A 12,090-nucleotide genomic window follows, 5' to 3' on the forward strand; every position below is an offset into this window, starting at 1 on the left:
TAAGAATAATTTTTAATTTCGTAGTTCTTTTAACTCTTAAATTAATCGAAAAGTAACGTATTAAAGTCGCTATAATGCATTTTTTAATTTTTCCGTTTCAGTTATGTCATATCAAGTCTGGTTCGCTTATATGTTGGCATGCTGGGTGATTAGTATTTCACCTGGGGCAGGTGCGATTGCATCCATGTCGAGTGGTTTAAACTATGGCTTCTGCCGTGGCTATTGGAATGCGATTGGTCTGCAACTGGCGTTATTAGTACAGATTGCAATCGTTGCAGCAGGCGTTGGGGTTTTATTTGCAACCACACCTTGGGCATTCCTTGTTGTGAAATGGTTTGGGGTTTTGTATTTACTCTATCTAGCTTATGTACAGTGGATAGCACCAACTCAATCGATTGATATTCAAAAAGAACAACCGACAAAGTCGATTCCAAAACTGATTGCATATGGTTTCTTGGTCAATATTAGTAATCCAAAAGCCATTGTTTTTCTTCTAGCAGTTTTACCGCAATTTTTAGACTTATCTAAACCGCAATGGATTCAATACGTGATCATGGCAATCACCATGGTGAGCATTGATTTGATCGTGATGGCCGGTTATACAGGCTTGGCTGCTAAGGTTTTAAAACTATTAAAATCTCCAAAACAGCAAAAATACATGAACCGAACATTTGCCGTACTCTTTAGCTGTGCGGCGATGCTCTTGAGTTTGGTACATCAATAAATATTACTGCGTGTGAAAAATGACTTGAAAATAAAATATAAGCTGAAGGAAATCTTTTGAATTACTTAGAATTTTATCTATATGTGATCAGTGTCATTGTCATGATTGCGACACCAGGACCAGTCATGATTTTAGTGGCAAGTGCAGGTTTAAAAGGTGGTTATCGCAAATCTCTACAAACGATTGTGGGAACCAATCTTGCATCTCTGGTCTTGATTGCTGCTTCTATTTGCATTTTAAAAGGTATGTTGAGTGTAAATGAAAAACTCTTTCTTATCATTAAAGTATTGGGATGCCTTTATATTGGTTATTTAGGCTATCAGATTTTAAAAGAGGCATTAGCTCAAGATGATCATCAGTTAACTACAGTGTTGTCACCTATTGAAGGTGGGTTAATCAAAGGTTTTCTAGTCGGTATTTCAAATCCAAAAGACATCATTTTCTTTTCATCATTCTTTCCGCAATTTATTGGGATTCACTCGGATATTAATATCAGTTTGCTTATCTTAGTGATTGCATGGATTATTTTAGATTTTCTTACTTTATCGGTAGTTTATCTATGCTTTAACAAGCTGTCTAAAAGTCGAATTTATCCAAAAATCTTAGGGCTATGTGGTTGTATTCTCGTATTGATCGCTATTTATGGTTTGTATATTTCATTACAGAATATTTTCTAGCGCGAAATCAGGTTTTGTTTGAATCAAGGTCGTCGTTTAAGCGACCTTTTTCATTTTCATTACACAGAACGTCACAGCAAAAAGTAAAGACATACATAGTACGATACTTAAACCTGTTGAAATATTCAGTCCAGCACTCGACCATAAACCGACAGTTACACCGATTTGCGCAACGATAAACGCATTGATGACCATCTGTTGCGGTGAGTGGGAAATTAGGCGAGAAGTTAACGCAGGGATAACCAGTAAAGCACCCATCAACAACGACCCGACAGCACGTAATGCTAAAACGGTAAATAAAGCCAAAAGCAACATGAATATTAAACGTTGCCATTTTGCATCAACGCCTTCACTCACTGCAATATCAGGATCAATGGCGATTTGAATCTGCGCTTGCCAATATTTATAAAGTATCGCTAATGCGCCAATAATCACGGCTGCGAAAGTAGGTAAGTCCGACCATTCAATCGTCAGTAAATCACCAAACAAATAACTGAGTAATTCTGGACGTAACGCAGGTAAATGCTGAATCAGTAATAAACCAGAACACAGTAGCGTTGCTGAACATAAGGCCAATAATGCATCATTGGGAAGTCGTGGATCGTGCAAAACCCAAAGAATGGCAACCAATAATAGCGCAGTAAATGTCACGCCAAGCCACAGTGGTAAACTGAGTACAGCAGCGAGTGCTACACCGAGCAATGTACCGTGCGCCATGGTATCAGCAAAGAACGACATTCTACGCCATAACATTAAACAGCCTAAAGGAGCGGTCAGGAACACTAAAAGTGAGCCCATGATCCATGCTGGTAACAGTAATTCTAACCATTCCATCATGGCTTATGCTTCCGGTTCAGGGTGAATATGTGGTCGTGAATCATGCTCGCAAGTTTTTGCTGCATCGCCATGTGCACAGTGATCATGGTGATGTTGATAAAAAGCACGTTGCGTCGCATAGGTATCGCCAAATAAGGCTTGGTATTCAGGGTGTTGTTGAATGCTATCGGGAAGACCACTACAGCAAATATGCTTATTCAAACATACGACACGTTGTGTGCCTTGCATTACCCATTGCAAATCATGTGAAACGATCAAAATAGCGCAACCATAGCGTTCAGGTAAACTACGCACATAGCTATATAACTCAGCTTCGGATTGAATATCCAAGCCCTGCATGGGTTCATCAAGAACTAAAATGTCAGGTTGGCGTAATAAAGCACGTGCCAATAATACTCGTTGCCGTTCGCCACCTGAAAGCTGTTGTACTTTAGAGTTTTCGAGTTTGGCAATGCCTGTGTCTCGAATAATTTCTGCTTTAATCGCTTTGTCGCACTTTTCCAGATCAAGCAAGTCTTTCACACGTAAAGGTAGACTGTGTGAGGGATTGAACTTTTGTGGGACGTAGGCAAGTTTTAATTTTTTCTGGCTAATAATTTTGCCTGAGTTTGGTTTTAAAATACCCAATAAAACTTTGATTAATGTCGATTTTCCTGCGCCATTGGGGCCAATAAGCGTGACAATTTCTTTCTCTTGTAATGAAAAATCGATATTTTTTAAAATGTCACGTTCATCAATGCGCACATTAATATGTTGCAACTGAACTAATGTGGGGCTTACACCTTGTTCGAGCACTGCTGGCATATTCCTGAAATCTCAATAATACTGTGGTGTGCTTTAAATCCGTCTGAATCTGAAAGCTGGTCAAGTTGTTGAATCAGACCTTGTGCAGATGCTTCTTTGACGACATGACAACTAGAACAAATCAAAAATGCAGCTTGATGTCCCTCACGCGGGTGACAACATGGGATATAAGCATTAATTGATGTTAAACGGTGAATAAAACCTTTTTCTAATAAAAAGTCTAAGGTTCTATAAACAGTAGGAGGGGCAGCAGGGCGCTCTGAAGCACCTTTCATTTTGGCGAGCAGATCATAAGCACCGACAGGGCCAGCCGCATTCAAAATCAACTCAAGCACTTCTTTACGCAAAGGAGTAAGACGCGCGCCTGAGGTTGCACACAGGTTTTCTGCTTCTGATAAACGAGCTTCTACATTTAGATGATCGTGTACACCATGTAAAGTGTCATGGTGTTCGTGTGAACATAAGCTCATATCAGACCTCAAGACTTGTTATTTGGATAATGACAGGAATTGCCAATATTAGCATGAAGCATAATCAACTTACGAATGACGTAGGCATTTTTTAACTTTTGTTATATTATAACAATCATAGCATAAATTTTTTTGGTAATACATTTTCATGAATCGCATTCTTGCTTTTTGCTTATGTGCATTGTTTTTTAGTGCCTCATGGGCTCAAGCACCATTGGTCGTATCAACGCATCCTATCTATCTCATTGCAAAAGAAATTACCCAAGGTATTGAAGAACCTGTGCTTCTATTAGGCAATCAAACAGGTCATGATGTACAGCTTACACCTGCAAATCGTAAAACGATTATGGATGCATCTTTAGTGATTTGGGTCGGTAAAGAACATGAAGCGCCACTTGAAAAAGTATTGGGTGGGAATGCAAAAGCCTTTTCTATTTTGGATTCAGGCATTATCCAAGCTTTACCTTTACGCAGTACACGTGGTGTCGCATTAAAAGATACAGTGGATACTCATGTTTGGTTAGATCCAAATAATGCAGTACGTATTGGATTTTTTATGGCGGCATTACGTTCACAACAATATCCTGAAAATAAAACTGCTTATTGGAATAACGCTAAAAATTTTGCTAAAGAAATGTTATTGGCTTCGCAGAAAGTCACAGGTGCTGGCGCAGCTCGTCCTTATTGGGCCTATCACGATGCATATCAATACCTCGAACGTTCTTTAAACCTGAAGTTTGCAGGTGCGTTGACCGATGATCCGCATGTTGCGCCTACAGTTGCACAGATTAAGTTTTTAAATGACACGCGTCCTTACAAAAAAATGTGTCTCTTGGCAGAGTCGAGTGCAAGCCCAAGTCAGTATCGAAAATTAGGTGAAATCGCATTTCAACCTGTGGATGAAACTTTGGCAAAACAACAAGATTTTGTGGTTGCATGGCAAACTTTGGCACAAGAAACACAAGCTTGCGTACTTAATGCACGGAAATGATGTAAAAAATAATCAACAATTGTTTATATGAAAAGCAACCTGCATTTTAAAAAATCACGACTAAGGTCGGGAAAAGATTGCATGTTCAGGGGTGTAACTCTATAATGCCTGCGATTAAAAACGATCATCAGCTAAACTTGTCAAGCATTTATGCTGTGAGTGGGTAAAAAATGAGCCAAACTAATCGCTTGATTGACCGACGATTAGCAAAAGCTTTGGTCTATTTACAAGCGTTAATGATTCCTGTTTCAGCCTTGATAGCGTGGGCCTTGAAAGACACGACTGCGGCGTTAAGTGCAACATTAGGTGCACTGATATGTTGGCTTGCAAGTTGTTATTTTTCTTGGCAATCGTTTCGAGCAGCAGGAGCGCGTGCTTCAAAGCAAGTTCTTTCGAACATGTATAGAGGCTTGATGGGCAAATTTGCAATTGTGATCGTTGGTTTCATTTTAATTTTAAGCAATGTCAAGCCGTTATCCCCGGTTGCATTGTTTTGTGGTTTTATTCTCGTTCAAGCAATGTCGTGGGTCGCTCCTTTTTGGGTGGCTCGGCAACAAAAACGAGTATAAGCGCAGCAGAAATTGAAAATTTTTTTGGGGATTAACGAGATATCATGCAGCACGCGATATTCGTTAACTCTATTTATTATTTGACATTGACCAGGTGTGATTTATGGCTGCTGAAGAACATGCCCTGACTTCGACCGAGTATATCAAGCATCACTTGACCAACATGACCTATGGCAAAATGCCAGATGGTACTTGGAAATTGGCTGAGAATGGTGCAGAAGCTCAACAGATGGGGTTCACTGCTATTCACTTGGATTCAATGGGTTGGTCAATTGGCCTTGGTTTGATTTTCTGTTTGATTTTCTGGTGTGTAGCGAAAGCTGCAAACTCTGGTGTTCCTACCAAGTTCCAGTCTGCAATCGAAATGATTATCGAGTTTGTTGACTCAAGTGTTCGTGATACGTTTCATGGTAAATCACGTTTAATTGCACCTTTAGCCTTGACCATTTTCGTGTGGATTTTCCTCATGAATGCGATGGACTTAATTCCTGTTGACTGGATTCCTTATTTAGCTCAACAAATTGGTGCAAGTGTATTTGGTATGGATCCACACCACGTTTACTTCAAGGTTGTTCCATCTACAGACCCTAACATTACCCTAGGTATGTCATTGTCTGTATTTGCACTCATCTTGTTCTATAGTATTCGTGAAAAAGGTATCGGCGGTTTCGTCGGTGAATTGGCACTTAACCCATTTAACCCAAGTAACCCAGTTGCAAAAGCGTTATTAATTCCAGTGAACTTAATTCTTGAATTAGTAACATTCCTTGCACGTCCAATTTCATTGGCGCTCCGACTATTCGGTAACATGTATGCGGGTGAATTAATCTTCATTCTTATCGCTTTGTTACCTTTCTGGATCCAGTGGGCGTTGTCTGTGCCTTGGGCTATCTTCCACATTCTTGTTATCACGTTGCAAGCCTTCATTTTCATGATGCTTACAATCGTATACTTGAGCATGGCAAGCGAAAAACATTAATGGTATTGCCTAACTATCATCGGGTGGTTAGGTATAATTTTTTAATTTAATTTGGTATAAACCTAACCTCTGAGGAATTATCATGGAACTCACTTTAGGTCTAGTTGCAATTGCATCTGCTATCTTGATCGCTTTTGGTGCTTTAGGTACTGCGATTGGTTTTGGTCTTTTAGGCGGTCGCTTCCTTGAAGCTGTTGCTCGTCAACCAGAATTGGCTCCACAACTTCAAACTCGTATGTTCTTAATCGCAGGTCTTCTTGATGCTGTGCCTATGATCGGTGTTGGTATTGGCTTGTTCTTCATCTTCGCTAATCCATTTGTAGGTTAATCAGCTTAATTCCGAAATTCACTATTTGAGGAATTTGCAATGAATATCAACCTCACATTGTTTGGCCAAGCGATTGCATTTGCGATTTTTGTCGCATTTTGTATGAAGTTTGTATGGCCACCACTAATCAATGCGATTAGTGAGCGTCAGCGTAAAATTGCTGATGGCTTAAACGCTGCAGAGAAAGCGAAAGCTGATCTTGCTGATGCGCAAGCACAAGTTAAGCAAGAAATTGATGCGGCGAAAGCACAAGCGGCTCAATTGATCGAACAAGCGAACCGTCGTGCGGCACAATTGGTCGAAGAAGCGCGTACTCAAGCATCTGCTGAAGGTGAGCGTATTCGTCAACAAGCGAAAGAAGCTGTTGACCAAGACATCAATTCTGCTCGTGAAGAATTACGTCAACAAGTTGCTGCTCTTGCAGTTGCTGGTGCAGAGAAAATTCTGAACCAACAAGTTGACGCAGAAGCTCATAATGCCATGCTGAATCAGCTGGCTGCTAAACTTTAAGAGAGGCGAATATGGCTGAATTCTTGACGTTGGCACGCCCATACGCTAAAGCAGCATTTGCTTATGCATCTGAGCAAAATGCAACTGACTCTTGGTCAACTGCGTTACAACTGCTCAGTGCTGCGGTGCAAGATGAAGCATTCTCCGCTTATTTAAATCGCCCTGAGTTGACGCCTGCTGAGCAGGTTGGTCTTTTTGCGAAAGTTTTAGGTAATGAACAAACTGCGGCAGTGTCAAACTTTTTGACACTTCTTGCAGACAATGGCCGTTTGGCATTGTTACCTGAAATTGAAACAGAATACGAGCAACTCAAATCACAAAATAACAAAACTGTAGATGTTGTTATTGAGTCAGCTTTCCCGCTTGATTCAGTACAAGAACAGAAATTGGCTCATGCGTTGGAAAAACGTTTGAACAGTGCTGTGAAAGTTACAGTTGAAGTAAATCCAGCGCTTATTGCTGGTGTTGTTATTCGTGCAGGCGACCAAGTGATAGATGATTCTGCGCTTAGCAAGCTTGAAAAAATGCGGACTCGTCTTCTTGCGTAATTATTTATAAAAATTACTGCGTAAAAAGAAGACTGAACTTTAAAAAGATTGAGGTATAGCGCAATGCAACAACTGAATCCATCCGAGATCAGTGCGCTCATTAAACAGCGTATCGGCGATCTGGACACCAGCGCGACCGCTAAGAACGAAGGGACCATTGTTATGGTTTCCGACGGTATTGTGCGTATTCACGGCCTTGCTGATGCAATGTACGGTGAAATGATCGAATTCGACGGCGGCTTATACGGTATGGCACTGAACCTAGAACAGGATTCAGTGGGCGTCGTTGTTTTAGGTAACTACTTAAACCTTCAAGAAGGTCAAAAAGCTCGTTGCACAGGTCGTGTATTAGAAGTTCCGGTTGGTCCAGAACTTTTAGGCCGTGTAGTAGATGCTTTGGGTAACCCAATTGATGGTAAAGGCCCTATTGATGCAAAATTAACTGATGCTGTTGAAAAAGTAGCACCAGGTGTAATTTGGCGTCAATCAGTGGATCAACCTGTACAAACTGGTTATAAATCAGTAGATACAATGATCCCTGTAGGTCGTGGTCAGCGTGAGTTGATCATTGGTGACCGTCAAACTGGTAAAACAGCAATGGCGATCGATGCGATCATCGCTCAGAAAAACTCTGGCATTAAATGTGTATACGTAGCAATTGGTCAAAAACAATCGACTATCGCTAACGTAGTACGCAAGCTAGAAGAAACTGGCGCTATGGCGTATACCACTGTTGTAGCAGCAGCTGCAGCTGATCCAGCAGCAATGTTGTATTTGGCTCCATATTCTGGCTGTACAATGGGCGAATACTTCCGTGACCGTGGTGAAGATGCGTTAATCATTTATGATGACTTATCTAAACAAGCGGTAGCGTATCGTCAAATTTCATTGCTTTTACGTCGTCCACCAGGTCGTGAAGCTTACCCAGGTGACGTGTTCTATCTTCATTCACGTCTACTTGAACGTGCTTCTCGCGTATCTGCTGATTATGTTGAGAAATTCACTAACGGTGAAGTTAAAGGCCAAACTGGTTCATTAACTGCATTACCGATTATTGAAACTCAAGCAGGTGACGTATCTGCATTCGTACCAACAAACGTAATTTCGATTACAGATGGTCAGATATTCCTTGAAACTTCATTGTTCAACGCAGGTATTCGTCCAGCTGTAAACGCAGGTATTTCTGTATCGCGTGTTGGTGGTTCTGCTCAGACTAAGATCATCAAAAAATTGTCTGGTGGTATCCGTACTGCTTTGGCTCAATACCGTGAATTGGCAGCGTTTGCTCAGTTTGCTTCTGACCTTGATGAAGCAACACGTAAGCAACTTGAACATGGTCAACGTGTAACTGAATTAATGAAGCAAAAACAATATGCTCCATATTCAATTGCTGACCAAGCTGTTTCAATTTATGCATCTAACGAAGGCTACATGGCTGACGTTGAAGTGAAGAAAATCGTAGACTTTGATGCTGCGCTTGTTGCTTACTTCCGTTCAGAACATGCTGCGTTAATGCAAAATATCGATGAAACTGGTGATTATAACAAAGACATCGAAGCTGCAATTAAAGCAGGTATTGAAAGCTTTAAAGCGACTCAAACTTACTAATTTCAACTTCGGTTGTGGTTAGTTATGGTTTGGTTCACGGATCAACCTTCGGAAGCTCGAAAGGGCTTTCGAATACTAGGTTAAGCGTATGGCAAATTTAAAAGAAATTCGCGCCAAAGTAGCTAGTATCAAGAGCACGCAGAAAATTACTCGCGCGATGCAAATGGTAGCAGCTTCTAAGATGCGTCGTGCGCAAGAGCGCATGGCTCAGGGCCGTCCGTATGCCGAAAATATGCACCGTGTAATTGCTCATTTGGTACAAGCGAATCCTGAATATAAACATCGTTATATGGTTGAACGCCCTGTAAAACGCGTTGGCTATATCATTGTTTCTTCAGATCGTGGCCTTGCTGGTGGCTTGAACATTAACTTGTTCAAAAAAGTGGTTAAACACGTACAACAGCAACAAGAGCAGTCAATTGAAGTTCAATTTGCTTTGATTGGTCAAAAAGCGGTTTCGTTTTTTAAAAGCTACGGCGGTAAAGTACTTGGCGCAACTACGCAAGTAGGTGATGCACCAAGTCTTGAACAGTTAACTGGCTCTGTACAGGTGATGTTAGATGCGTTTGATAAAGGCGAGTTAGATCGTATTTATCTCGTATCAAACGGCTTTGTCAACGCCATGACTCAAAATCAAAAAATCGAACAACTTGTTCCTTTAGCTGCGGCTGATACGAACGAGGAACTTAACCGTCAGTACGGTTGGGATTATCTCTATGAGCCTGAAGCTGAAGAGCTTCTAAATGGCTTATTGGTTCGTTACATCGAGTCTATGGTTTATCAAGGCGTGATTGAAAATATCGCCTGTGAGCAATCTGCGCGTATGGTAGCAATGAAAGCTGCTACTGATAATGCGGGTGAGCTTATCAAGAGTCTACAACTCATTTATAACAAGCTGCGTCAAGCCGCGATTACTCAGGAAATTTCTGAGATCGTTGGTGGTGCCGCTGCCGTTTAACATTATTTTGAATTGAGGAGACAGCAATGAGTAGCGGTCGTATCATTCAGATCATCGGCGCGGTTATCGACGTCGAGTTTGAACGCAACAGCGTTCCTAAGATCTATGACGCTCTCCAAGTTGACGGTACTGAAACTACTTTAGAAGTTCAGCAACAACTTGGTGATGGTGTAGTTCGTACCATCGCAATGGGATCTACTGAAGGTCTTAAACGTGGTCTTAACGTGACTAACACTGGTGCGCCGATTTCTGTACCTGTAGGTACAGCATGTTTAGGTCGTATCATGGACGTTCTTGGTCGCCCAATCGACGAAGCTGGTCCAGTTGCAACTGAAGAGCGTTTACCGATTCACCGTCAAGCACCTTCTTATGCTGATCAAGCTGCTTCTACTGATCTTTTAGAAACTGGTATTAAAGTCATCGACTTACTTTGCCCGTTTGCTAAAGGTGGTAAAGTTGGTTTATTCGGTGGTGCGGGTGTTGGTAAAACCGTAAACATGATGGAATTGATCAACAACATCGCGAAAGCTCACTCAGGTTTATCTGTGTTTGCTGGTGTTGGTGAGCGTACTCGTGAAGGTAATGACTTCTATCACGAGATGAAAGATTCTAACGTTCTTGACAAAGTAGCAATGGTCTACGGTCAGATGAATGAGCCACCAGGTAACCGTTTACGCGTAGCGTTAACTGGTTTGACGATGGCTGAATATTTCCGTGACGAGAAAGACGAAAACGGTAAAGGCCGTGACGTATTATTGTTCGTAGATAACATCTACCGTTATACACTAGCAGGTACTGAAGTATCAGCACTTCTAGGTCGTATGCCATCTGCAGTAGGTTATCAGCCTACACTTGCAGAAGAGATGGGTGTTCTTCAAGAACGTATTACTTCTACTAAGTCTGGTTCGATTACATCTATCCAAGCGGTATATGTACCTGCCGATGACTTAACAGATCCATCGCCTGCGACTACATTTGCTCACTTAGATGCAACTGTAGTATTGAGCCGTGATATCGCATCTTCTGGTATTTACCCAGCGATCGATCCACTTGACTCTACTTCACGTCAGTTAGATCCACTTGTAGTGGGTACTGAGCATTACGAGATCGCTCGTTCAGTTCAAAACGTTCTTCAACGTTATAAAGAATTGAAAGACATCATCGCAATTCTTGGTATGGACGAGTTAGCAGAAGAAGATAAGTTGATTGTTTACCGTGCGCGTAAAATCCAACGTTTCTTCTCTCAACCGTTCCACGTAGCTGAAGTGTTTACTGGTGCTCCTGGTAAACTTGTACCACTTAAAGAAACAATTCGTGGCTTTAAAGGTCTTCTAGCTGGTGAATACGATCACATCCCAGAACAAGCGTTCTATATGGTTGGTGGTATTGATGAAGTGATCGCTAAAGCCGAGAAGCTTTAATTAGCAACTCTAATTTAGGAGATTCACATGTCGACTATGCAATGTGATGTTGTAAGTGTTAAAGAGTCTTTGTACTCAGGCACTGTGACAATGCTTATCGCAAAAGGTGCTGGCGGTGAATTGGGTATCATGCCTGGTCACGCTCCGTTAGTAACTTTACTCAAGCCGGGTGCAATTCGCGTTCTGCTTGAAAACGGTACAGAAGAGTTAATCTATGTATCTGGTGGTGTTCTAGAAGTTCAACCACATGTTGTTACGGTTCTTGCAGATACTGCAGTCCGTGCAGAAAACTTGGATGAAGCTGCAATTCTTGAAGCACGTAAAAATGCTGAACAATTGTTGGCAAATCAGAAGAGTGATGTGGATACAGCTGCTGCGTTGGCATCTCTATCAGAGATTTCAGCTCAGTTAGATACTATCCGTAAAATGAAGAACCGTGCTCAATAAGACATGGTTTAACATTGAAGAGACCACCCGAAAGGGTGGTTTTTTATGTCTTAGATTTAGATGAAGTAGAAGATTATTATCAGGATGGAAATAATTATGTAAGCACACAAATGTATCAAATCTTAAAATTCGATGGCTTTAAAATTATTCATTTTTCTCTAATAAAAATTGTGTTTGTATAAATTGACTATAGTCATCACCTAATGGTAATTCATAATC

15 protein-coding genes are annotated in these 12,090 nt (G+C 41.1%); 12 read left to right on the top strand and 3 right to left on the bottom strand.

All coding sequences use genetic code 11. The annotated features are described in order from the left end of the window. Nucleotides 1-103 precede the first annotated feature (103 nt). Complete coding sequence (locus GGG_RS0117155) at nucleotides 104-724, top strand: LysE family transporter (RefSeq protein ID WP_029574670.1); 621 nt, start codon at nucleotides 104-106, stop codon at nucleotides 722-724. A 56-nt stretch (nucleotides 725-780) separates the two neighbouring features. After that, on the top strand, nucleotides 781-1,401 hold the full coding sequence (locus tag GGG_RS0117160) for a LysE family translocator (RefSeq protein WP_029574671.1): 621 nt from the start codon (nucleotides 781-783) through the stop codon (nucleotides 1,399-1,401). Between the two features lie 36 nt (nucleotides 1,402-1,437). On the opposite strand, the gene znuB is transcribed toward GGG_RS0117160, so the two are convergent. From znuB to GGG_RS0117175, 3 genes are read right to left on the bottom strand one after another with little or no spacing between them, the layout of a single operon-like run. After that, complete coding sequence (gene znuB, locus GGG_RS0117165) at nucleotides 1,438-2,238, bottom strand: zinc ABC transporter permease subunit ZnuB (RefSeq protein WP_010117069.1); 801 nt, start codon at nucleotides 2,236-2,238, stop codon at nucleotides 1,438-1,440. A 3-nt stretch (nucleotides 2,239-2,241) separates the two neighbouring features. Next, on the bottom strand, nucleotides 2,242-3,042 hold the full coding sequence (gene znuC, locus GGG_RS0117170) for a zinc ABC transporter ATP-binding protein ZnuC (protein WP_010117071.1): 801 nt from the start codon (nucleotides 3,040-3,042) through the stop codon (nucleotides 2,242-2,244). Further along, nucleotides 3,015-3,512: a transcriptional repressor gene (locus tag GGG_RS0117175; protein WP_010117074.1), complete on the bottom strand. Its 498-nt coding sequence runs from the start codon at nucleotides 3,510-3,512 to the stop codon at nucleotides 3,015-3,017. Before GGG_RS0117175 ends, znuC begins: the two co-directional genes overlap by 28 nt. 148 nt (nucleotides 3,513-3,660) lie before the next feature. On the opposite strand from GGG_RS0117175, the gene GGG_RS0117180 reads away from it, so the two are divergent. From GGG_RS0117180 to GGG_RS0117225, 10 genes are all read left to right on the top strand, one after another. After that, nucleotides 3,661-4,503, top strand: coding sequence for a metal ABC transporter substrate-binding protein (locus GGG_RS0117180; protein WP_010117075.1), 843 nt, complete (start codon nucleotides 3,661-3,663; stop codon nucleotides 4,501-4,503). Between the two features lie 170 nt (nucleotides 4,504-4,673). Next, nucleotides 4,674-5,072, top strand: coding sequence for an ATP synthase subunit I (locus GGG_RS0117185; protein WP_010117077.1), 399 nt, complete (start codon nucleotides 4,674-4,676; stop codon nucleotides 5,070-5,072). A 103-nt stretch (nucleotides 5,073-5,175) separates the two neighbouring features. Continuing rightward, nucleotides 5,176-6,051, top strand: a complete 876-nt coding sequence (atpB, locus tag GGG_RS0117190) for a F0F1 ATP synthase subunit A (RefSeq protein ID WP_004831991.1) — start codon at nucleotides 5,176-5,178, stop codon at nucleotides 6,049-6,051. A gap of 82 nt (nucleotides 6,052-6,133) precedes the next feature. Beyond that, nucleotides 6,134-6,379: a F0F1 ATP synthase subunit C gene (gene atpE, locus GGG_RS0117195; RefSeq protein WP_000424060.1), complete on the top strand. Its 246-nt coding sequence runs from the start codon at nucleotides 6,134-6,136 to the stop codon at nucleotides 6,377-6,379. 39 nt (nucleotides 6,380-6,418) lie between these two features. Then, nucleotides 6,419-6,889: a F0F1 ATP synthase subunit B gene (locus GGG_RS0117200; RefSeq protein WP_010117189.1), complete on the top strand. Its 471-nt coding sequence runs from the start codon at nucleotides 6,419-6,421 to the stop codon at nucleotides 6,887-6,889. Between the two features lie 11 nt (nucleotides 6,890-6,900). Continuing rightward, a complete protein-coding gene (locus GGG_RS0117205) occupies nucleotides 6,901-7,437 on the top strand; it encodes a F0F1 ATP synthase subunit delta (RefSeq protein WP_010117190.1) in 537 nt (178 codons plus the stop codon). 63 nt (nucleotides 7,438-7,500) lie between these two features. Then, nucleotides 7,501-9,045, top strand: a complete 1,545-nt coding sequence (gene atpA, locus GGG_RS0117210; protein WP_010117192.1) for a F0F1 ATP synthase subunit alpha — start codon at nucleotides 7,501-7,503, stop codon at nucleotides 9,043-9,045. An 88-nt stretch (nucleotides 9,046-9,133) separates the two neighbouring features. Then, nucleotides 9,134-10,003: a F0F1 ATP synthase subunit gamma gene (gene atpG, locus GGG_RS0117215; protein WP_010117195.1), complete on the top strand. Its 870-nt coding sequence runs from the start codon at nucleotides 9,134-9,136 to the stop codon at nucleotides 10,001-10,003. A 26-nt stretch (nucleotides 10,004-10,029) separates the two neighbouring features. Further along, the gene (gene atpD / locus GGG_RS0117220; protein WP_010117196.1) at nucleotides 10,030-11,424 is read left to right on the top strand and encodes a F0F1 ATP synthase subunit beta; all 1,395 of its coding nucleotides are present in this window, start codon (nucleotides 10,030-10,032) and stop codon (nucleotides 11,422-11,424) included. Between the two features lie 27 nt (nucleotides 11,425-11,451). Beyond that, nucleotides 11,452-11,871 carry a F0F1 ATP synthase subunit epsilon gene (locus GGG_RS0117225; RefSeq protein ID WP_010117199.1) on the top strand — a complete coding sequence of 140 codons (420 nt, stop codon included), beginning with the start codon at nucleotides 11,452-11,454 and terminating at the stop codon, nucleotides 11,869-11,871. Nucleotides 11,872-12,090 lie beyond the last annotated feature (219 nt).

Origin of the sequence: Acinetobacter sp. P8-3-8, from assembly GCF_000214135.1 — a bacterium.
Taxonomy (GTDB): domain Bacteria; phylum Pseudomonadota; class Gammaproteobacteria; order Pseudomonadales; family Moraxellaceae; genus Acinetobacter.